The organism is Pseudorhodoferax soli, assembly GCF_003337555.1.
GTDB lineage: Bacteria > Pseudomonadota > Gammaproteobacteria > Burkholderiales > Burkholderiaceae_C > Pseudorhodoferax > Pseudorhodoferax soli.
Genome location: NZ_QPJK01000006.1, coordinates 1 through 21,434, shown reverse-complemented (window position 1 = coordinate 21,434; position 21,434 = coordinate 1). Strand labels below are relative to the sequence as shown.

The 21,434-nt window shown below is 72.6% G+C and carries 20 protein-coding genes; 18 read left to right on the top strand and 2 right to left on the bottom strand.

Annotated features, from left to right (window positions below; genetic code table 11):
• Positions 1-9 precede the first annotated feature (9 nt).
• Together DES41_RS20750 and DES41_RS20745 are read right to left on the bottom strand one after the other, a co-directional pair.
• Positions 10-999 carry a tripartite tricarboxylate transporter substrate-binding protein gene (locus DES41_RS20750; RefSeq protein WP_211333026.1) on the bottom strand — a complete coding sequence of 330 codons (990 nt, stop codon included), beginning with the start codon at positions 997-999 and terminating at the stop codon, positions 10-12.
• A complete protein-coding gene (locus DES41_RS20745) occupies positions 996-2,099 on the bottom strand; it encodes an LLM class flavin-dependent oxidoreductase (RefSeq protein ID WP_114469584.1) in 1,104 nt (367 codons plus the stop codon). Before DES41_RS20745 ends, DES41_RS20750 begins: the two co-directional genes overlap by 4 nt.
• A 154-nt stretch (positions 2,100-2,253) precedes the next feature.
• Here DES41_RS20745 and DES41_RS20740 point away from each other — a divergent pair, with 154 nt between their 5' ends.
• The 18 genes from DES41_RS20740 to DES41_RS20660 all read left to right on the top strand — a co-directional run bounded on the left by DES41_RS20740 (position 2,254) and on the right by DES41_RS20660 (position 21,152).
• The gene (locus tag DES41_RS20740) at positions 2,254-3,462 is read left to right on the top strand and encodes an acyl-CoA dehydrogenase family protein (protein WP_114469583.1); all 1,209 of its coding nucleotides are present in this window, start codon (positions 2,254-2,256) and stop codon (positions 3,460-3,462) included.
• Positions 3,463-3,696: 234 nt separating this feature from the next.
• A complete protein-coding gene (locus DES41_RS20735) occupies positions 3,697-4,650 on the top strand; it encodes a CysB family HTH-type transcriptional regulator (RefSeq protein ID WP_114469582.1) in 954 nt (317 codons plus the stop codon).
• Between the two features lie 121 nt (positions 4,651-4,771).
• Positions 4,772-5,182, top strand: coding sequence for a hypothetical protein (locus tag DES41_RS20730; RefSeq protein WP_114469581.1), 411 nt, complete (start codon positions 4,772-4,774; stop codon positions 5,180-5,182).
• Between the two features lie 140 nt (positions 5,183-5,322).
• The gene (locus DES41_RS20725) at positions 5,323-6,312 is read left to right on the top strand and encodes a sigma 54-interacting transcriptional regulator (RefSeq protein ID WP_114469580.1); all 990 of its coding nucleotides are present in this window, start codon (positions 5,323-5,325) and stop codon (positions 6,310-6,312) included.
• A 163-nt stretch (positions 6,313-6,475) separates the two neighbouring features.
• Complete coding sequence (locus tag DES41_RS20720) at positions 6,476-6,724, top strand: hypothetical protein (RefSeq protein ID WP_114469579.1); 249 nt, start codon at positions 6,476-6,478, stop codon at positions 6,722-6,724.
• A gap of 22 nt (positions 6,725-6,746) precedes the next feature.
• Positions 6,747-7,346, top strand: coding sequence for a Pvc16 family protein (locus DES41_RS20715; protein ID WP_114469578.1), 600 nt, complete (start codon positions 6,747-6,749; stop codon positions 7,344-7,346).
• Positions 7,343-8,146 (top strand): hypothetical protein, encoded by an 804-nt coding sequence (locus tag DES41_RS20710; RefSeq protein WP_245965802.1) that lies wholly within the window; start codon positions 7,343-7,345, stop codon positions 8,144-8,146. The genes DES41_RS20715 and DES41_RS20710 overlap by 4 nt, the downstream gene beginning before the upstream one ends.
• Positions 8,147-8,202: 56 nt before the next feature.
• Entirely contained in the window at positions 8,203-9,975 is a 1,773-nt protein-coding gene (locus tag DES41_RS20705) for a phage tail sheath subtilisin-like domain-containing protein (protein ID WP_114469577.1), read from the top strand.
• Between the two features lie 10 nt (positions 9,976-9,985).
• Complete coding sequence (locus DES41_RS20700; RefSeq protein ID WP_114469576.1) at positions 9,986-10,429, top strand: phage tail protein; 444 nt, start codon at positions 9,986-9,988, stop codon at positions 10,427-10,429.
• A 758-nt stretch (positions 10,430-11,187) separates the two neighbouring features.
• Positions 11,188-12,765, top strand: a complete 1,578-nt coding sequence (locus DES41_RS20695; protein WP_114469575.1) for a phage tail protein — start codon at positions 11,188-11,190, stop codon at positions 12,763-12,765.
• On the top strand, positions 12,762-13,244 hold the full coding sequence (locus DES41_RS20690) for a phage tail protein (protein ID WP_211333025.1): 483 nt from the start codon (positions 12,762-12,764) through the stop codon (positions 13,242-13,244). The genes DES41_RS20695 and DES41_RS20690 overlap by 4 nt, the downstream gene beginning before the upstream one ends.
• Positions 13,244-14,251: a CIS tube protein gene (locus DES41_RS39590; protein ID WP_114469574.1), complete on the top strand. Its 1,008-nt coding sequence runs from the start codon at positions 13,244-13,246 to the stop codon at positions 14,249-14,251. Before DES41_RS20690 ends, DES41_RS39590 begins: the two co-directional genes overlap by 1 nt.
• A gap of 11 nt (positions 14,252-14,262) precedes the next feature.
• Positions 14,263-14,427, top strand: coding sequence for a hypothetical protein (locus tag DES41_RS38470; RefSeq protein WP_170168241.1), 165 nt, complete (start codon positions 14,263-14,265; stop codon positions 14,425-14,427).
• Positions 14,428-14,433: 6 nt separating this feature from the next.
• Positions 14,434-15,516, top strand: a complete 1,083-nt coding sequence (locus tag DES41_RS20680) for a phage late control D family protein (RefSeq protein ID WP_114469573.1) — start codon at positions 14,434-14,436, stop codon at positions 15,514-15,516.
• Positions 15,516-16,205: a phage baseplate assembly protein V gene (locus DES41_RS20675; protein ID WP_114469572.1), complete on the top strand. Its 690-nt coding sequence runs from the start codon at positions 15,516-15,518 to the stop codon at positions 16,203-16,205. Before DES41_RS20680 ends, DES41_RS20675 begins: the two co-directional genes overlap by 1 nt.
• 731 nt (positions 16,206-16,936) lie before the next feature.
• Positions 16,937-18,493, top strand: coding sequence for a hypothetical protein (locus DES41_RS20670; RefSeq protein ID WP_114469571.1), 1,557 nt, complete (start codon positions 16,937-16,939; stop codon positions 18,491-18,493).
• Complete coding sequence (locus DES41_RS20665; RefSeq protein ID WP_114469570.1) at positions 18,490-18,882, top strand: GPW/gp25 family protein; 393 nt, start codon at positions 18,490-18,492, stop codon at positions 18,880-18,882. The genes DES41_RS20670 and DES41_RS20665 overlap by 4 nt, the downstream gene beginning before the upstream one ends.
• A 2-nt stretch (positions 18,883-18,884) precedes the next feature.
• Complete coding sequence (locus DES41_RS20660; protein ID WP_114469569.1) at positions 18,885-21,152, top strand: putative baseplate assembly protein; 2,268 nt, start codon at positions 18,885-18,887, stop codon at positions 21,150-21,152.
• The last annotated feature ends 282 nt before the right edge of the window (positions 21,153-21,434 follow it).

Sequence of the window (21,434 nt, the reverse complement as noted above, 5' to 3'; positions counted from 1 at the left end):
TGGTCCAGGTCACTCGATGCGGACGTCGCTGTCCCGGATGACCCGGCCCCAGCGGCCATGGTCCAGCCGGATCAGCTCGGCGAAGGCGGCGGGCGTGTTGTGCTCCACCGTGATGCCCTTGGCCTCCAGCTCGCGCGCGGTCTTGGGGGCGCGCGCGATGGTGGCGATCTCGCGCTGCAGCCGTTCGACCACCGGTACGGGCGCGCCCGCAGGCAGCACGATGCCGAACCAGCCCGAGGTCGCGAATGCGGGCAAGCCAACTTCTGGCGCGCTCGGCACGCCGGGCAGCAGCGGCGAGCGTTGCGCTGCGGTGAGAACCAGCCCGCGCAGCTTGCCGGCCTGGATCTGCGGCGCCAGGATGGTCAGCGTGTCCACCGCCACCTGCACCTCGCCGCCCAGCACCGCCGCCACCGCGGGTGCGCTGCCCTTGTACGGCACGTGCAGCAGGTCGGCGCCGGTCAGGCCCTTGAACAGCTCGCCGCTCAGATGGCACAGCGTGCCGCTGCCGCACGAGCTGTAGCTGAGCTTGCCCGGCTGCGCCCTCGCAGCGGCCACCAGCGCCGCCACCGATTCGGCGGGGAACTTGGCGTTCACCGCGATCACGTTGGGCACCGAGGCCAGCAGCGAGACCGGCGTGAAGTCCTTGAGCGGATCGAAGCGCAGGTTGCCTTGCAGGTGCGGCAGGATGGTCAGCTGGCCGCTGGTGGCCAGCGACAAGGTGTAGCCGTCGGGTGCCGCACGTGCGGCGGCCTCGGCCGCGATCGCCGTGCCGGCGCCGGGCTTGTTGTCCACCACCACGGCCTGGCCCAGCGCGTGCGCCAGTTGCTCGGCGTAGTAGCGGCCGATGGTGTCGGCCGCGCCGCCGGGCGGGAACGGCACGATGAGCTTGAGCGGCTTGCCCGGCCAGGCCTGGGCCTGGGCCAGCGGCGCCGCGAGCAGGCACGCTGCGCCGAGCAGGCCGAGCGCCAGGCGTTGGAACGCTGGCAGCGTCCGCATCATGCGGCCTCCCGGCGGTTGGCGATGCGCTGCGCGACCAATTCGCGCGTCAGCGGGATCAGCGCGCGGCCGTAGTCGGTCGCATCCTCCAGGGGGTCGAAGCCGCGGATCAGGAAGGTGCTCACACCCAGGTCGTGGTAATCCAGCAGCGCATCGGCCACCTGCTCGGGCGTGCCGACCAGCGCAGTGCTGTTGGAGCGCGCGCCGGTCTCCTGCGCAATCGCCGTCCACAGCCGCTTGTCCACGCGCGGACCCTTGTCGGCCGCGGCCAGCAGGCGGCGCGCGCCCTCGCTCTGCTGCGGCCCGCCACGGCCGAAGCCCTGCACCACGCGCAGGCGGCGCGTCTCGGCCAGGATGGCTTCGGCGCGGGCCCAGGCCTTCTCTTCGGTCTCCGCCAGGATGGGACGGAACGAGACCGAGAAGCGCACGCTGCGGCCGTGCTTCGCCGCCTCGGCGCGCACGCGCGTGGTCAGCTCGCGCGCCTGATCCAGCGATTCGCCCCACAGCGCGTAGACATCGGCGTATTGGCCGGCCACGGGAATCGCGGCCTCGGACGCGCCGCCGAAGTACACCGGCACATGCGGCCTGCCGTTGCGCGTCTGCACCGGCTTGACCTCGGAGAACGCGTTGCGCGCGCGATAGTGCGCGCCTTCGTGGTCGAACGGCTTGTCGGCCGTCCAGACCTTGTGCAGCACCTCCAGGTATTCGGCGGTGCGGGCGTAGCGCTGGTCGTGGTCGAGCCAGTCGCCGTCGCGCTTTTGCTCGTCGTCGGAGCCGCCCGAGATGTAGTGCACGGCCAGCCGGCCGCCGCTGAACTGGTCGAGCGAGGCGAACTGCCGCGCCGCCAGGGTCGGCGCCACGAAGCCGGGCCGGTGTGCCAGCATGAAGCCGATGCGCTCGGTGACCGATGCCGCGTAGGCCACCGTCAGCGTGGCGTCCGGCCCGGTGGAATGGTGCGGTACGAGGATGCGGTCGAAGCCGGCGGCCTCGTGTGCCTGGGCGAACGCGCGCACGTAGTCGCGGTCGATGGCGGGCCCCTGGGCGGCGTGGATCTCCGAGACCTTCTGGCTCTGGATCATGCCGATGAATTCGACTTGGCTCATGGTGGTGTGCTCCGTTGGATCGGCGCGACCTTAGCCAGCCCTGCCCGCAGGCGGAACGAAGGAAAACGCCCATCCATATGCGCCGTTCGAGTTTGGGCAGCGGCGCCGTGCCGATAGCCTGCAAGGCCTTGCCCCGACCCCGCCGCACCCACCCATGAACGCCCCCCTGCTGTACCGACTGCCGAGCGCGCCCGCTGCCGCCGGCCTGCATCCCACCGTCCTGGCCCGGCTCACGGCGCTGCTGGCCGGCGGTGCGGCCGCGCTGGACGCCAGCGGCGCGTTTCCGCACGCCAACTTCGCGGCGCTGCACGAGGCCGGCCTTGTCGCGCTGGTGGTGCCGCGGCACTGGGGGGGCGCGGGCGCCGGGCTGTCGCAGGCACGCCGCGTCGTCGCGGCACTCGCGCATGCGGAGCCGGCCACGGCGCTGATCCTCACCATGACCTACCTGCAGCACCTGGCGCTGGGGCACGAGGGCAGCCGCTGGCCGCTGGCGCTGCGCGAGCGCGTGGCCCGCGACGCCGTGCGCGACGGTGCGCTCGTCAATGCGCTGCGGGTGGAACCGCTGCTGGGTTCGCCCAGCCGCGGCGGCCTGCCCGACACCGTGGCACGCCGCGATGCCCAGGGCTGGCAACTGTCGGGTCACAAGCTGTACTGCACCGGCATCGAGGGCCTGCGCTGGCTGGTCGTCTGGGGCCGCACCGACGAGGCCCCGCCGCGCACCGGTGTGTTCCTGGTGCCGCGCGATGCGCCGGGCATCACCATCGTGCGCAGCTGGGACCACCTGGGCCTGCGCGCCTCCGGCAGCCACGAGGCGGTGTTCGACAAGGTCGCGCTGCCGCTGGAGAACGCCGTGGACCTTCGCGCACCGGCCGACTGGGCCCCCGGCGCCGGCAGTGCGGCCGAGCAGCAGGCCCAGGCCCTGCACCAGGCCTGGATGGCGGTGCTGCTGGGCGCGCTCTACGACGCCGTGGCCCGCGCGGCGCGCGACTGGCTGCTGGAGTTCCTGCGCCAGCGTGCGCCGGGCAGCCTGGGCGCGCCGCTGGCCAGCCTGCCGCGCACGCACGAGGCGCTGGGCGAGATCGAGGCGCTGCTGCGCCACAACCGCGTGCTGCTCGACGATGCCGTGGCCGCCGTGGAGTGCGGCGAGCCGCCGCCGGCGGCCGACAGCGGCCTGCTCAAGCACAGCGTGACGGCCCAGTCCATCGAGGCCGTAGAGCGCGCGCTCAAGCTCTGCGGCAACCATGGCCTCACGCGCCACAACCCGCTGCAGCGCCACCTGCGCGACGTGCTGTGCGGCCGCGTGCACGCGCCGCAGAGCGACGCCGTGCTGGCCGCCGCCGGACGCCGCGCGCTGGGCCTGTAGCGCAGGCAGCATGGCACACATCTGCCAGCGCATGAATCTCGTTCGCCGCCGCCGCGCGGCCATGACGATTGCGTGGGACAGATGGCTCCCTCGGAAGGGGATTTGGGCCCCATGCCGGATGGCATGGGGCTTTTTTTCGAGCATGCCGTGGCGCGCCCCAGCGATGTTTTGGCGATATAGAACCAACGAATCAATCGTTTGAGATTTGCGTGTCGCCCCGAACAATCCGGCACGATGAACTTCCAGCAATTGCGCTCCGTCCGCGAAACCGTGCGCTGCGGCTTCAACCTCACCGAAGTGGCCCACACGCTGCACACCTCGCAGCCCGGCGTGAGCCGGCAGATCCGCGAGCTGGAGGAGGAACTGGGCATCGACCTGTTCGTGCGCGCCGGCAAGCGGCTCACGGGCCTGACCGAACCCGGCGCCCATGTGCTGCCCATCATCGAGAACATCCTGCAGGGCAGCCACAACCTGCGCACCGCGGGCCAGGAGTTCGTGGCGCAGCAAAGCGGCTCGCTGTCCATCGCCGCCACGCACACGCAGGCCCGCTATGCGCTGCCCACGGCCGTGCAGGAGTTCCGGCTGCAGTTTCCCAACGTCAGGCTGCACCTGCACCAGGGCTCGCCGCGCCAGGTGGCCGAGATGCTGCTGTCGGGCGAGGCCGACATCGGCATCGCCACCGAGGCACTGGCGCAGTACGCCGACCTCGTGGCCCTGCCCTGCTACCGCTGGACGCACTCCGTCATCGTGCCGCCCAACCACCCGCTGCTCGACGGCCCGCTGAGCCTGGAGAAGCTGGCGCGCTACCCGCTGATCACCTACGGCGCGGGCTTCACCGGCCGCGGCCACATCGACCAGGCCTTCGCCAAGCACCGCATCGAGCCGCGCATCGTGCTCAGCGCGATGGACGCCGACGTCATCAAGACCTATGTGGAACTCGGCATGGGCGTGGGCATCGTCGCCTCCATCGCGTTCGAGGCCGAGCGCGACACGCAGCTGCGCGCCATCGACGCGGGCGCGCTGTTCGGCATCAACCTGACCAAGCTCGCGCTGCGCCGCGGCAGCTACCTGCGTGCCTACGTGTACGCGCTGATCGAGTCCTTCGCACCGACGCTGCAGCGCAGCGTGGTCGACCAGGCCATGGTGGCCGACAAGGACAAGGTGACCGCGGATGGCTACGAGATCTGAGCCGCGCCCTGAACCCTGCACCACGTAGTCGCAGGCCCACGCCGCATCGCGCGCCCAGCCGACTGCGCCGGCGCCGCCTCCTGCTTACGCTAGGGCCATCCCAACGACAACGGACAGCACCATGAAGTCTCCCCGCCACCTGGGCCTCGTCGCCGCCACCACCATCGCCCTCGCCGGCCTGCTTCCCGCGGCCCATGCGCAGGACACCACGCGCGAACAGCGCATGGACCAAGCCCTGCAGAACTACCGCGGCGCCAACACCGCACCCGCCACGCGCGACGCCCCGGCGCCGGCCTACCGCAGCGCCGATCCGCGCAACCCGCAACCCGGCCCGGCCGCCCGCGCGGAACAGAACATCAAGGAAGGCGCGCACAACGCCGGCGCCGCCGTCAAGCGCGGCGCGCGGCGCACCGGCGAGGCCATCAAGCACGGCGCAGAACGCACCGGCGAGGCCGTTGGCAACGGCATGGAGCGCAGCGGCGCCGCCATTCGCCGCGGCGGCGAGAAGCTCAAGGACAAGAGCGCCAGCTGACCGGCGCGGTGGATGACCCGGGTCATCCACCATCCGACCGAAAAACGCCCCGCCGGCCTGGCCGCAGCGGGGCGTTCCTCTTGCCGCACCAGGCCATACGGCGCTAGGCTCGTGGACCACCCGTCACCGGGGGAGGATCCATGCAGCAGCCACCCAGCCTTGCCGCCCCGCGTCTGATCGGCCGTTCTCCGGCCTTCCTGCATGTCCTGCAACTGATCGCGCGCATGGCCCGCTTCGACGCGCCGGTGCTGATCCAGGGTGAAACAGGCACCGGCAAGGAACTGGCCGCACGTGCCATCCACTACCAATCCGCACGCCAGCACGGCCCCTTCGTGCCCGTCAACTGCGGTGCGCTGCCCGAGACGCTGATCGAGACCGAGCTGTTCGGCTGCGAGCGTGGCGCCTTCACCGATGCCCGCCAGGCCCGCACCGGGCTGGTGGCGGCGGCCGAGGGCGGCACGCTGTTCCTCGACGAGCTCGACGCCTTGCCGTTGCGCGCCCAGGTGGCGCTGCTGCGCTTCCTGCAGGACCAGCGCTACCGGCCGGTGGGCGGCGCGCGCGAGTTGAACGGCAACGTGCGCGTGATCGCCGCCGCCAGCCCGCGCCTGGACGCCTTGCTGGACAGCCACCACTTCCGCGACGACCTGGTGTTCCGCCTCAACGTGCTGCTGCTCGAACTGCCCCCGCTGCGCGAACGCCCCGGCGATGCGCTGCTGCTGGCCGAGCACTTCATGGCCGAGCAGCAGCGCCGCCACGCGCTGGCGCCACGCCGGCTGAGCCCGGCCAGCCTGGACTGGATGGCCTGCCATGCCTGGCCCGGCAATGTGCGCGAGCTCGACAACCGCGTGCAGCGCGCGCTGATGTTGTCCGATGGCGACACCCTGGAGCTCTCCCCGCTCGCCCAGGCCGTGCAGGTGACCGTGGTCACACCGGCCAGCGTCGCCCCCGGCGCGCTGCGCAGCTTCCACGACGCGCGCGAGGATTCCCTGCAGCAGTTCGAGCGCGACTACCTGCGCAGCCTCATGCAGCTGGCCGACGGCAACGTCACCCACGCCGCGCGGCTGGCCGGCAAGGAACGGCGCGCCCTGGGAAAGCTGCTCAAGAAGCACGGGCTCGAGCGCCGCAGCTGAGCCGGCCGCCGGCGACCCACCGGGTGCGCCGCAGCGGGTCGCGCACGACCCACCCGCCCCGCACGGGCGCTGCACAAACCAATCCGATCAAGCACTTGCAGCCGGCCCACGGGCTGGCACGGCGTTCGCATTGCAGCACCCAGACAACGTATCGGGGGTGTGATTGCACGACGCTGCGGAACCGGGCTGGCGGCAGGCGGAGCAGGTGATCCTGGACTACCTGGCGCGCCATCCGTTGGCGGCCGATTCCGAGCAAGGCATCGCGCAGTGGTGGCTGGGGACGGCCGGGGTGCTGGTCACGGCGCAGGAGCTGCAGCAGGCGCTGGCCGCGCTGGTGCGGCAGGGCCGGATCGAGCGCGTGCCCCTGCCCGACCACGGCGCGATCTACCGGGCACCGCGCCCCCGGCATTGACGAGAGAACTTGACGCACGACCATGGCCAACATCCAGGCGATCCACTCGGTGGGGCAGTCCCTCGTGACCTACCTGCGCAACACCTACCCGGCCGCGGTGGCCGGCCAGGCCATGCCCGAGTGCGACTTCGCGCTGCTGTCCTCCGGCGAGCTGGCCGCCCCGCAGGACGACGGCACGCGGCTCACGCTGTACGTCTACCGCCTGACCGTCAACGAACACCTGCGCCAGGCCCGGCCCGACCGCATGTCGCCCGACCAGCAGCCGCCGCTGGGCCTGGACGTGCACCTGCTGCTGACCGCCTGGGCCGGCAACCCGCAGGACGAGCTGCTGCCCATGGCCTGGGCCGTGCGCCAGTTCTACCAGCACCCCATCCTGGACGCGTCCGCGCTGTCGCCCGAGGCCGGCTGGGGGCCGGACGAGGTGGTGCAGATCATCCCGTCCGAGCTGTCCACCGAGGACATGATGCGCATCTGGGACGCGCTGGAGCCGCCCTACCGGCTCTCGGTCTCCTACATCGCGCGCCGCGTGCGGCTCGACCCGGACCAACTGCTGGATGCCGCGCCGGTGGTCGCCACGCGCTTCGTCCACGGCACAGCCGTGCAAGCAGGGGCGCCATCGTGAGCGCGCTGCTGCTGCGCGAGCTCGAACGCGTGGAGACGCGCGTGCTGGGCGCCGTGCGCTGCGTCGACGCCGTCACGCGCACGCAGATCGACACGCCGCTGCAAGTGCAGGTGGCCGGCGCCACGGTGCGCCGCAACCGCGGCGGCCTGTACGTGCTGGTGCGCGCCGATGCCCTGGCCGCGCACGAGACGGCCTTCGCCCTGCCCCCAGCCGCCCCCGCACTCGGCAGCGTGGCGCTGCCGCTCACCGTGCACGACCCGCTGGGCCGCTACCTGCCGCGCCGCGCCACCCTGGCCCTGCCACGCGATCCTTTGGCCGGCCAGCCGGACTCCCTGTTCACGCCCGTCGAACTGGCGCTGTACCCCGCCGCCGCCGCGCCCACCAGCGCCAACTGGTCGCTGCTGCGCGCAAGCGTGCGCGCCGAGGCCAGTGGCGATGCGTTGGGCGGCGCACTGCTGCTGGTGCGCGCCGATGGCCGCGTGCTGGCGCGCGGACTGACCGACTGGCGCGGCGAAGCGCTGGTGCCCGTGCCCGGCGTGCCCGTCACCACCTGGTCGGACGACCCCGACGCCGTGGTCGTCAGCGAACTGGCGGCCACGCTGCAATGGGTGTTCGACCCCGCCGCCGGCCTGCGCACGCCGCTCGTCGCCGTGCAGGCCGGCCGCGCGCCGGCCGCGCCGCCGCTGGTCGACCCCGACGGTCTCGAATCCCGCGCCGCCACGCTGCCGAACGCCACGCAGGCCGTGGCGCTCGCAGCGGGGCGCAGCCTCACCCTGTCCCTTGTGCTCGCAGTGCCATGAAGGCCGAGCGAGTGATGCGTCACGGCGTTCCCCGCCTTCATGAAAGGAGTTAGGCCATGCCCGAATACCTGGCACCCGGCGTCTACGTGGAAGAAACCAGCTTCCGCGCCAAATCCATCGAGGGCGTGGGCACCAGCACCACCGCCTTCGTCGGTCCCACCCGGCGCGGCCCGGTGGCCGGCGTGCCCGAGATGGTCACCAGCCTGACCGACTTCGAGCACGTCTACGGCGGGCTGGAGAACCTGGAGCTGGCCGACGTGACCGACGCGGCGCGCCGGCTCAACTACGTCGCCCATGCGGTGCGCGCCTACTTCGACAACGGCGGCTCGCGGTTGTACGTGGTGCGCACCGTCAACGGCGCGCAGCCCGCCTCCGGTGCGCTGCTGACGGGCGCCGATGCGGCCGCCAGCGTCGTCGTCCGCGCGCGCTTCCCGGGCGCAGCGGCCAATGGGCGCGTGCTGTTCCGCGTGGCCCAGCGCCCGGCCACGCTGCGCACCATGGCCACCGCGCCAGCCGGCAGCCTGCTGGCCATCACGGCTGCCGGCGCCGAGACCCTGTACCAGGGCAGCGGCGCCGCCTGGGCCGAGGCCGACGCCACCGCGCTGGACCTCGCCGGCCTGGGCCCTGCCGACGTGCCCGGCGGCGAAGGCGCCACGGCCGCCCTGCTCACGCTGGCGCTCGACGTGGTCGATGCCGATGGCGGCGCGCAGACCTGGGAAGACCTGGGCCTGGCGCGCGCCCACCCGCGCTGGCTGGGCACCGTGCTGGCGTTGAACCCCGGCAGCCGCGCCGAGGCGCTCAACAACCTGGTCATGGCCGACATCGGCGCCAACGTGGACGCCTTCGCCTTGCTGGCCGCCGTGCGCGCGCTGCCGGCCGTGGCCGGCGACACCGAAGGGCGCCGGCAGCTGCTGCTCTCCGGCGGCAGCGACGGCAACGCGCCCACGCTGGGCGCCGAGACCACGGCGGGGAGCTACGCCGCGGCCCTGGCCACGCTGTCGGGCCTGGAGGACGTGTCCATCGTCGCCGCGCCCGGCAGCAGCGCCTATGCCGAAGGCCCGGCCGTGCAGAACGCGCTGATCACCCACGCCGAGCGCCGCCGCGCCTACCGCATCGCCGTGCTCGACTGCGCACCGCGCCAGACGCCGGGCGACATGCGCACTGCGCGCGGCCGTGTCGACTCGCGCCACGCCGCGCTCTACTACCCCTGGGTGGTGGTGGCCAACCCGCTGGCGCGGCCCGGGCGCGACGACATCCCGCGCGAGATCGAGCTGCCGCCCTCGGGCTTCGTGACCGGCATCTACGCCCGCAACGACGTGCAGCGCGGCGTGCACAAGGCCCCGGCCAACGAGATCGTGAGCGGCGCGCTGCGCTTCGAGGTCGACGTCAACTTCGCGCAGCAGGAACTGCTGAACCCGCTGGGCGTGAACTGCCTGCGCTACCTCTCCGGGCGCGGCTACCGCGTCTGGGGCGCGCGGCTGGTCTCCAGCGACCCGGAGTGGAAGTACGTCTCCGACCGGCGCTACTTCAACTACCTGGAGTCGTCCATCGACCGCGGCACGCAGTGGGCCGTGTTCGAGCCCAACGGCGAACGCCTGTGGGCCAACGTGCGCCAGACCATCTCCGACTTCCTCTACAACGAATGGCGCAACGGCGCGCTCCTGGGCAGCACGTCCGAGCAGGCCTACTTCGTGCGCTGCGACCGCAGCGTCATGACCCAGAACGACCTGGACAACGGCCGCCTGGTCTGCCTGATCGGCGTGGCCATCATCAAGCCGGCCGAGTTCGTGATCTTCCGCATCGGCCAGATGACCGCTGACGCGGCCTGAGGAGCGCACCATGGCAAACCGCACCACGCCCTACGGCGCCTTCAACTTCATCGTCAACTTCGACGGCGGCGAAGTCTTCGGCGGCTTCTCCGACGTGTCGGGCATCGGCACCGAGCTCACGGTGGCCGAGTACCGCTTCGGCAACGACAAGGAAAACCACGTGCGCAAGGTCGCCGGCGTGCACAAGGTCTCCGACGTCACGCTCAAGCGCGGCATCCTGAACTCCAAAACGCTGTTCGACTGGATCGGCAGCGCCCGCGTCAAGGGGCCCGAAGCGCAGCGCAGCGTCACCATCACGCTGCTCGACGAGGCACAAAAGCCCGTGCAGTCCTGGGTGCTGCGCGGCGTGATCCCGATGAAGTACAGCGGGCCCACGCTGGCCGGCAAGGGCGGCGGCGACGTCGCCATGGAAGAGGTGGTGCTGTCCGCCGAAGCGCTGGAATTCAGCGCCTGAGGGCAACATGCGAGCAACCTGCCGTGTCAGCCCAGGCCGAGCGCAGCGACGGCTGTCCGCGGCCGAGCGCAGCGATGGCCCGTGTGGGACTGCCCCCTGTGCCCCTGCCGAGGAGCGCAGTGCCATGGGCTGCGCGGGGAACCTCGCGCTTCAACATCTGACTCATTGCGCTTGTCCGAGCGTAGTGAACGCAGTGAACGGTGCGAGTTGCGCAATGCAGCCCATGGCGCGAGCACCGCAGGTTGCCTGGAGCGAAGCGGAAGGACAGGGGCACCGGGGTCGCCTTCTTTTGCTTACTTTTCTTGGCGAAGCAAGAAAAGTAAGTCCGGGTGTGGGGTGGATAGCCCCACCTCCTCACCTCGATCAGACGTATTTCTCGATAGAACCCACTGCTTCAGAACAAGCACCAGGGACCGGGATATGCCCCCGGCAGTGCAGTCACTTTCTCTTGCTCCGCCAAGAGAAAGTAACCAAAGAGAAGGCGGCCCCGGTGCCCACGTCCCTCCGCTGGCGCTCCGGGCAACCTGCGGTGCTCGCGGCCTGGGCGCATTGCACAACTCGCACCACTCACTGCGTTCGTTCAGCTCGGACAAGTGCAATGAGTCAGTTCACAAAGCGCGAGGTTCCCCGCGCCGCCCAGGCCACTGCGCTCCTCGGCGTGGGCACAGGGGGAACCCCCACACGGGCCATCGCTGCGCTCGGCCTGGGGTTCGGGCCATCGCTGCGCTCGGCCACGGCACGGGCACCAGGGGACTGACATGGCCCTCGTCTTCGAACCCGTCGCACAAAGCGCCCCGGCCGACCTCTACCGGTCGGACGTGGCCTGCTTCGTCGGCTTCGTCGGCCGCCGCGCGGGCCGCCCGCTGCCCGATGCGCTGCGCGCGCAGCTGGATGCGGGCGGCTGGGTGACAGGCCCGTGGGCGCGCCCCGCAGCGCAGATCGAAGACCTGCTGGACATGCCGCTGGCGCTCGACAGCTGGCACCTGTTCGACCGCTTCTACGACTGGGACCGCCGCGCGGTGGATGCGGCCGGCACGCGCCGCTGCGCCAGCTACCTGGGCGCCGCCGTGCGCAGCTTCTTCGCGCGCGGCGGCAGGCGTGCCATCGTCGTGCGCGTGGGCGATCCCTGGCCCGTGCAGCAGGACAGTGCCACGCGCACCGCCCAGCGCGCCGCGCGCCTGGCGCGGCTGTTGCCCACGGCCACACCGTTCGCGCCGCACGAACCCGCCAGCTGGCAGGGCCTGCAACACCTCTACGGCCTGCCGCACGCCAGCCTGCTGCTGCTGCCCGACCTGCCCGACCTGTGCGCCGGCCTGCCGCCGCCGCCGGACAACGCGCGCGCGCTCGTACCGCCGCCCGAGGGCTTCGCGCCCTGCGACGTCGAGCAGCCGCCCGATCCCGACACCGCCCTGCTGCGCGTGCCCGCACCGCGGCTGGACGCCGCCGGCTACCAGCAATGGCGTGACGCGCTGCGGCGCGTGCGCGGCTTCCTGGCACGGCACCGGCGCAGCGCCACGCTGCTGGCCGCCTTGCCACTGCCCGAGGCCGACACGCGCAGCGCCGCCGGCACGCATGCGCAGGCCGACTTCCTCAACTACCTGCAGCAGGCCGGCGTGCTGGCGGACAGCCTGGCGGAAGACACCGCACAGGGCCGCCCGGCCGAGGCGCTGTCGCAGCTGGCCTGGCCCTGGCTGCGCACCCGCGCCGCGGTGGGCGATCTGCCGCAGGGCCTGGAGCCGGCCGACGGCGTGCTGGCCGGCCTCGTCGCGCAGGGCGCGGTGGCGCTGGGCACGCACCGCTCGGTGGCCGGCGACCGTTCGCTGGCGCTGCTGCGCGACGTGGGCGGCGCCGAGCCGGTGCCGGCCTGGGGCCTGGCGCCCGACAGCCCGTCCGCCTTGCTGGCAAGGCGGGTGTGCCTGTTCGCGCAGCAGGCCGAAGGCTGGGCGCTGCAGTCCGACGTCAGCGCCTCGGCGCTGGACCCCTGGCGCTTCGGCGGTGCCAGCCGGCTGCTCGGCACGCTGCTGCAGGCGGCGCAGCGGGCCGGCGACACGGCTGTGTTCGAGCCCAACGGCCCTGCCCTGTGGGCCCGCCTGCGCGGCACGCTGGAGGAACTGCTGGCCGGCTTCTGGCAGGCCGGCGCGTTCGGCGGTGCCACGCGCGCACAGGCCTTCTCGGTGCGCTGCGACCGCAGCACCATGACCCAGGCCGACCTGGACGCCGGCCGCCTGGTCGCCGTGCTGCAGGTGCGCCCGGCCATGGCCATCGAGCAGATCACCGTGGTGCTCCAGCTGGGCCACGCGGCCAGCGTCGATGCGCTGGCGGAGGCACCGCAGTGAGCGCGGACGCCGCCTTCATCGGCCTGCACGTGTTCCGCTTCGCGGTCACGTTCAAGCGCGCGGGCAGCGGCGGCGGCGGCGCCGTCGAGGTGTGCAGCGGCGCCTTCGCCGAATGCACGGGCCTGGAGGCCACGATGGAGCCCAAGCTGATCCGTGCCGGCGGCGCCAACTACGGCGCCACCCAGCGGGCCGGCCAGGTCAGCTTCGCCACCGTGGTGCTCAAGCGCGGCATGACGCGCACGCGCGACCTGTTCCGCTGGTTCCAGCTGGTGGGCGGCGGCGCCTACGCCTACCGCCTCTCGGCCGAGATCGTGGTGCAGGACAGCGCCGGCCAGACCGCGCTGACCTGGGGGCTGGACCGCTGCCTGCCGGTCAAGTTCAAGGCCGCCGACCTCAACGCCAAGGGCAACGAGGTGGGCATCGAAGAGCTGCACCTGGCGCACGAAGGCCTGCGCCTGTACGACACGGGAGCCGCGTGATGGCCTGGCTGCCCGACGCCCCCACCGTGGCCGCCGCCACCTTCAAGGTGCTGGACGGCCCGGGCAAGGGCGGCGCGCCGTTCGAGGTGCAGTTCAACCCGGCCTCGCTCGAATACACCATCGCCAACGAGTTCGACGATCGCAACGGCAACAACGGCGCGCGGCAGTTCGTCAAGAAGAGCAGCGGCAAGCTCAGCATGACGCTGGTGTTCGACACCACCGAGACCGGCGTCTCGGTGCGCGACGTCACGGCCCACATCAGCGGCCTGCTGGAACCGGCGAAGGACGGCAGCAAGCCATTCGCGCCCAAGGTCGAGTTCGGCTGGGGCAGCTACCGCTTTCGCGGCGTTATCGAGCAGTTCAAGGAGACGCTGGACTTCTTCTCGGCCGAAGGCGTGCCGCTGCGCTCGTCCATCGCGCTCACGCTGGCCAGCCAGGAGGTCGAGTTCCAGAGCAACAAGAGCCCCGCTCCGCCGGTGGACCGCAGTTTGCCGGCCGACCCCGTGAGCGCCGCGCCCGGGGCCGGTGCCGCCAGCGTGGCGAATGCGCTGGGCGACCCGCGCGCCGCACGCGCCATCGCCGGTGCCAACGCCTCGGCCAGCCTGCGCTTCGGCGCCGAGGCCGGCCTGTCGGTGGGCGGCAGCGTGACGCTGTCGGCCGCGGCGGATTTCTCGGCCGGTGCCGGGCTGTCGCTGGGCGGCGGCGCGGGCGCAGGCTTGTCGCTCGGTGCCGGTGTCGGCCTGGGCGTGGGCGCCAGCGCGGGCGCCGGCCTCAACGTCGGTGCCGCGCTCACGGCCACCGCCGGGCCGGCCTTCGCGGGCCTGTCCATCGCGCCGCCCGGCGTGTCCGTCGACCTGGGCTCCGCCCGCGCCAGCCTGCTGCCGGCACCGCCCGTGGCCGGCGCTGCGTTCGGCCCGGGCGGCCGGGCCGTGGTGCAGGCCGGTGGCAGCCTCAGTGCCGAGGTCGGTGTCCAGGCGGACCTGCATGGCCGCATCCAGTTCGGTTGAGGAGCAACACCATGGCCGTCACCTTCGAAGAAGTCAGCACCGAGATCAGCCCCACCCCGCCGGCCAGTGCGCCGGCGCCGGCCGCCGCCCCGCCCGATGGCGCCGCGCTGGCCGAGCAGATCGAGCAAACCCTGCGCGTGCGTGCCGAGCGCGAAGCACGCCTGTGCGACCGGTAGGCCACGATGAGCGAAGCCACCCTCAGCCAGAGCGCCATCTTCAGTGCGCGCCCCACGCTGCGCATCGCGGGGCAGGAGGACGCGCGGCTCAGCACCCAGCTCCTGGCGCTGCGCATGGAGGAAAGCGAAGGCGGTCTCTCGCACCTGGAGCTGCGCCTGAACAACTGGGTCGCCACGGGCGGCAGCCCGGAACTGGCCTTCGACGCCAACTCCACGCTGCGCCTGGGCGCCGAACTGGCCGTCTACAGCGGCGACGCCGCCGCGCCGACCGAGATCTTCCAGGGCCGCGTGAGCGCACTGGAGATGGTCTGCGACTACGGCAAGCCGCCCGAGCTCGTGGTGCTGGCCGAAGACGCGCTGGGCGCCGCCCGCCGCGCGCGCCGCACCCGCGTCTACACCGACCAGTCGCCCGCCGAGGTGGCGCGCACCATCGCAGGCGTTCTGGGCCTGGCCATCGACGTGACCGCGCTGGACCAGCCGCGCGGCACCTGGGCCCAGCTCGACGAGACCGACCTCGGTTTCCTGCGCCGCCTGCTCGCGCGCTTCGACGCCGACCTGCAGGTGGTCGGTGCCCGGCTGCAGGTGGCGCCGCGCGGCGAGGTGCAGCGCGGCAGCCTGGAGCTCACGCTGTACAGCCAGCTGGCGCGCGTGCGCATCACGGCCGACCTGGCCGGACAGGTCAGCGCGGTCAGTGTCTCCGGCTGGAACGCACGCGACGGCGCACCCGTTGCCGGCCAGGCCAGCGCGTTGGCCCACGGCGGCCCGGGCAGCGGCCGCAGCGGTCCCCAGTGGGCAGCCGATGCGCTGGGCGCGCGCCCGCTGCACCTGGCGGGCCCGGCCGTGCACAGCGACGCCGAAGCCCGCGCCGTGGCCGCCGCCGCGTTCGACCAGCGCGCCCGCCGCTTCGTGCGCGCCGAGGGCGTGGCCGAGGGCAATGCGCGGCTGCGCGTGGGCTGCCATGTGCGGCTGGCCGGCATCGCGCCGCAGTTCGACAACAGCTACTACGTGGTGCTGGCGCGCCATCTGTTCGACCAGCGCCAGGGCTACCGCACCGAATTCCAGGCCGAGTGCGCCTACCTGGGGACCTGATGCAACGCGACCTGCCCTTCATGACCGCGCCGCCCTGGGCCGCGCTGGCCCAGCTCGCGCGCGTGGTCTCGCTGGACGACCCCGAGCGCCTGAACCGCGTGCAGATCCGGCTTCTCGCCTTCGATGGCGCCGAAGGCCAGGACGCCCCGCTGTGGGCCCGTGTCGTCGCCCCGTTCGCGGGCGACCAGCGCGGCCTGTTCATGCTGCCCGACGTGGACGACGAGGTGCTGGTGCTGATGGCCCAGGGCGACGCGCGCGCGCCGCTGATCGTCGGCGGCCTGTGGAACGGCAGCGCCGCTGCGCCGGCCGACATCGCGGCCGGCGGCGCCAACCGCACCAAGCGCCTGCGTTCGAAGAACGGCATCCAGATCACGCTGCTCGACGAGAGCGGCCAGGAGACGCTGACGCTGGAGACCCCCGGCGGCACGCGCGTGACGCTGAAGGACGGCCCCAGCGCGTTGACGCTGGAAGACGCCAACGGCAACAGCATCAAGCTGGAGACGGCAGGCATCACCGTCACGGCGGCTGCCAAGGTCTCGGTGCAGGCCGCCAACGTGGAGGTGACGGCCGGCATGGTCAAGGTCGACGCGGCCATGGCCGACTTCTCCGGCATGGTCAAGTGCGCGGTGCTGCAGACCAATGCGGTGATCAGCGCGAGCTATACGCCTGGTGCTGGGAATGTGTGGTGATGCGATGACAAGCCTTTCAACCGCGCACCGCGCACGGACCACCACCACCTGCCTCGGCCGAGCGCAGCGACGGCCCGAGCGCGGAGCCGAGCGCAGCGATGGCCCGTGTGGGACTTTCCCCTGTGCCCCTGCCGATGAGCGCAGTGCCATGGGCTGCGCGGGGAACCTCGCGCTTCAACATCTGACTCATTGCGCTTGTCCGAGCGTAGTGAACGCAGTGAACGGTGCGAGTTGCGCAATGCAGCCCATGGCGCGAGCACCGCAGGTTGCCCGGAGCGCCAGCGCAGGGACAGGGGCACCGGGGTCGCCTTCTTTTGCTTACTTTTCTTGGCGAAGCAAGAAAAGTGAGTCGTCGTGCGGGGGCGAAATCCCCGCCTCCTCACGTCGATCAACCGTAGTAGTTCTTGCTGGCACCAGAGGCCGGGATATGCACCCGGCAGTGCAGTCACTTTCTCTTGCTCCGCCAAGAGAAAGTAACCAAAGAGAAGGCGGCCCCGGTGCCCCCGTCCCTGCGCTGGCGCTCCGGGCAACCTGCGGTGCTCGCGGCCTGGGCGCATTGCACAACTCGCACCACTCACTGCGTTCGTTCAGCTCGGACAAGTGCAATGAGTCAGTTCACGAAGCGCGAGGTTCCCCGCGCCGCCCAGGCCACTGCGCTCCTCGGCGTGGGCACAGGGGTGGGAGCGGGGTCACACACGGGCCATCGCTGCGCTCGGCCCGGGGCAACTGACATGGCCCAACACCACCCCGTTCTCATCGGCGCCCCCCGCGGCCTCGCCCGCAGCGGCAGCCCCTGGCTCCTGCAGCGCAGCGACGACGGCTTCCTGCCCGCCACGCTGGAAGACCTGCGCAGCACCGCCGGCCGCGAACGCCTGCGCGCCCTGCGTGCCCGCGCCCTCGACAGCCAGGGCACGCTCAAGCTGTTCCAGCCGATCCAGCGCCAGTTCCACCTGGCGCTGCTGGAGGCCTGGTGCGACACCGCTGGCGAACCGCGGCTCGACCCCAAGCGCGTCCAGGCCGCCGGGCTGGTGCTGCGCCGCATCGGCACCGACGGCCGCAGCGAGGGCTGGATGAAGTCCGGCGGCCGGCTCCACGGCTGGCTGCCATTGGCCCGCGTGGGCGGCGCCGACGCCGATCCGCTGCCGGCCCAGCGCAGCCAGCGCGGCCTGACCGGCGTGCCCGACATCGACCGCCAGCTGGCCGCCTTCACGCGCACCCAGCCAGACAGCGCGCTGGAGGAAGCCACCATCCCGCTGTACCTCGCGCCGCCCGATGTCTGCACCGACGCCGGCCAGACCCTCTACTACGGCCTGGTGCCCACCGTCAGCAGCGAGATCAGCGAAGCCGACGACCTGCTGGCCGCCGCGCCCGGCACCGACTTCGGCCCCCGCTCGGCCGCCTTCCGCGACCACCTGGTGCTGGCGCTGCAGGGCAGCGCCATGGGCCTGCCGCGCAACGGCCAGACCATCACCGGCGCCTGGCTCAAGGACAGCGAGCAGGCCAATGCCGATGCGGTCCTCACGCGCTTCGTGCTGCTGCTGCGCCAGCTGGCCAGCGAGTTCGATGCCTTCGGCAGCGCCGGCGCGCCCATCCTGCAGGCCCTGGCCACGCTGCAGCTGCCGCTGGTGCTGCAGAGCGGCGAGATCCAGCCGCGCCTGGTGCGGGCCGACCAGTTCCTGCAGCAGGCCCACGCGGTGGTGCTGCTGCAGCAGGGCGGCAGCGTGGAGATGCCCGCCGCCTGGCCGGCGATGGAAACCACCGCCGCCGGGCGGTTGCTCGACGCCATGCACGCCGCCATGCAGAGCCGCTTCGCCGCGGTGAAGGGCAAGCGCGGGCGCTTCGACGAACCCGGCGCGCGCTACCAGCTGCGCGCCTTCGTGCGGCTGGCGCCCGAGGGCGGGTGCCCGGCGCGCATCGTCTGGGGCGAGGCCAGCGAGCCCTTCGTGATCGCCGCCTGGTATGAGGGCGCCGGCGCACCGCCCGTGCAGATCGCGCTGCCCGACCCGAGCGACAAGGCCCTGCTCGGCGCGCTCAAGCCCAGCGTGGCCTTCGTCGTGCCGCCCTCGCTGCAGAGCCTGCTGTCCGGATCGAGCAAGAAGCTGCTGGACGGCGAAGGCGCGAGCAGCAAGTTCGGGCTGACGTGGATCTGCAGCTTCAACATCCCCATCATCACGATCTGCGCCTTCCTGGTGCTGAACCTGTTCCTGGGGCTCTTCAACATCGTGTTCGGCTGGATGTTCTCCATGAAGATCTGCCTGCCGTTCCCCAAAGTGCCGCCCAAGACATGAGCGCCGCACCCCGCCCCCTCATCGGCTGGCCGCTGCTGCCGCTGCCCGACGCGCACGGTGCGCTGGCCTGGCCGGACCTCGCCACCAGCGTGCGCGACGGCATCCGCGCCATCCTGTCCACGCGCCCCGGCGAGCAGCTGATGCGGCCCGAGTTCGGTGGCGGGCTCGACCGGCTGCTGCACGCGCCCAACACCATCGCCACGCGGCGCGAGATGCGCGACCTCGTGCAGGACGCGCTCGGCCGCTGGGAGAGCCGCATCCTGCTCGACGGCGTCGAAGTCTGGGAGGTCGCAGGCGCGCCCAGCCAAGTGCGCGTGGAGATCGCCTACCGGCTGGCCCGCTCCGGGCAGGCCGCCGCCCTGAACGTCACCGTGGACCTGGAGGGCTGAACATGCCCCTGCTGCCTCCCTCACTGGACGACCGCCGCTTCGACGACCTCGTCGAGGAACTGATCGCGCGCATCCCGGCCCACACGCCGGAGTGGACGCATCCACGCCAGGGCGACCCCGGCCGCACGCTGATCGAGCTGTTCGCCTGGCTCGGCGACACGCTGCTGTACCGCGCCAACCTGGTGCCCGAACGCCAGCGCCTGGTGTTCCTCAAGCTGCTGGGCATGGGCCTGCAGCCGGCGCTGCCGGCGCGCGGCATCGTCGGCCTGGCCTTCGCGCGCGACACCGAGCTGGCCGCCCACAAGCTGCAGCCGCGCGCCCTGCTCAAGGCCGCCGTGCCCTTCGAGACGCTGGCCGAGACCACCGTGCTGCCCATCACCGGCGAGGCCTACATCAAGCGCGCGCTGCCCCCCGCGCAACTGGCCCAGCGCAGCGACCTGCTGCAGGGCCTGGCCCGCATCCACCGCATCAGCGGCGCGCTCAAGGCCTACCAGACCACGCCGGTGTTCGCCCAGGGCCGCGCCGTGCCCGACGGCGTGGACGTGTTTGCGCAGAGCGTCGACCGCGCGCTGTGGATCGCGCTGCTGGCCCCGCCCGCGCGCCAGGCCGACCAACAGGGTGAGGTGAACACGGCCGTGCGCAGCGCGCTGGGCGGTGGCGATGCCGCGCTGCCGCCGCTGCTCTCGGTCGGCGTGGTGCCGGCCGTGCGCCCCGCCGGCCCGTTCGACGAGGTCACGGCCGCCACGCCGGTTCCGGTGCTGTGGGAGATGACGACGCGCGGCACCGGCGACTTCGACACCAGCTACATCACCCTGCCCGTACAGGGCGGCACCGACACCAGCGGCGGCCTGGCCCGCGCCGGCACGCTGCGCCTGCAGCTGCCCGACGAGCGCGCCATCTGGGCCCCGTCCAACGACGTGGGCGAGAACCCGCATGCCGGCGTGGGCGACGCGCCGCCGCGGCTCGACGACCCGGCCCGCGCCGCGCGCCTGGTGGCCTGGCTGCGCCTGCGCCCGCAACCGGGGCAGCAGGTGCAGCAGCTGCCGCTGGCCTGGATCGGCATCAACGCGGTGGAGATCGACCAGCGCAACACGCTGGCCGGCCGCGTGCTGGGCGCCTCCAACGGCGCGGCCGACCAGCAGTTCGCGCTGCCGCTGGGCTCGGTCGACGCCACCAGCCTGCAGATCGAGGTCGAGGCGCCGGGCCGTGGCTACCAGCCCTGGAGCCGCGTGGACGACCTGGCCGCCATCCACGCCGACCCGCAAGTCGCGCGCGACGCCACCGCCTACGAGCTCGACGTCGAGGCGGGCACGGTGCGCCTGGGCGACGGCCTGCGCGGCAAGGTGCCCGAGGCCGGCATGCGCGTGCGCCTCGCGCAGGGCCGCTTCGGCGGTGGACGTGCCGGTAATTTGCCGCCGCTGGCGCTGGCCGAGCTGACCGGCACCACGGTGGCGGGCCAGACCGCGCCGCCCATCCGCGTGCTGCAGCCGCTGCCACTGGCCGGCGGCGAGGACGCCGAGACCCTGGCCGTGGCCGAGCGCCGCATCCCGGCCCGCTTGCGGCACCGCGACCGCGCCGTCACCGAGGACGACTACCGCGCCCTCGCCCTGGAGGCGCCGTCCATCGACGTGGGCCGCATCGAGGTGCTGCCCCGCTTCAAGCCGCGCGACCGCCGCTTCCACGTGCCCGGCGTGGTCAGCGTGCTGGCGCTGCCGGCCGCGCCGCTGGCGCCCGCGCCCAACCCGCGGCCCGACCGCCCCTTCATCGAGCGCCTGCACGCCCACCTCTCGGTGCGCACGCCGCTGGCCACCGAGCTCTACGTGATCGGCTGCGACTACGTGGCGCTGGGCCTGTCGGTCGCCGTGCTGGTGCGCGACGGGCATGCGCGCGACCAGGTGCTGCTGGGCGTGCGCGAGGCGCTGCGCCGGCTGCTGTGGCCTCTGGCCCCCGGTGGTCTGGACGGCAGCGGCTGGCCGCTGGGCCGCGCCGTGCGCTCGCGCGAGCTGGAGGTCGAGGTCTCGCGCGTGCCCGGTGTCGACGAGCTGCGCGGCCTGCGGCTGTTCCAGCGCCAGGGCGACGACTGGCAGCTGCTGCCGGCCATCGCGGCCGACGGCGCGCAGCAGCTCGTGCTGTCGGCGTGGCAGCTGCCGGAGTTGCTGTCGGTCATCGCGATCGAAGGCGCTAGTGCGCCGACGGATCTGCGTGCGTTGCCGAACCCGTTCGCCGATGCGAGCGCGGTGGCGGTGCCGGTCGTGCCGGAGCTGTGCTGATGGAAAAGATCCACGCCCGCCAAGCACGAGGCCGAGCGCAGCGACGGCCCGAGCGAAAGGCCGAGCGTAGCGATGGCCCGTGTGGGACTTCCCCCTGTGCCCCTGCCGAGGAGCGCAGTGCCATGGGCTGCGCGGGGAACCTCGCGCTTCGTGAACTGACTCATTGCGCTTGTTCGATCTACGTTCCCGCAGTGAACGGTGCGAGTTGCGCAATGCAGCCCATGGCGCGAGCACCGCAGGTTGCCTGGAGCGAAGCGGAAGGACAGGGGCACCGGGGTCGCC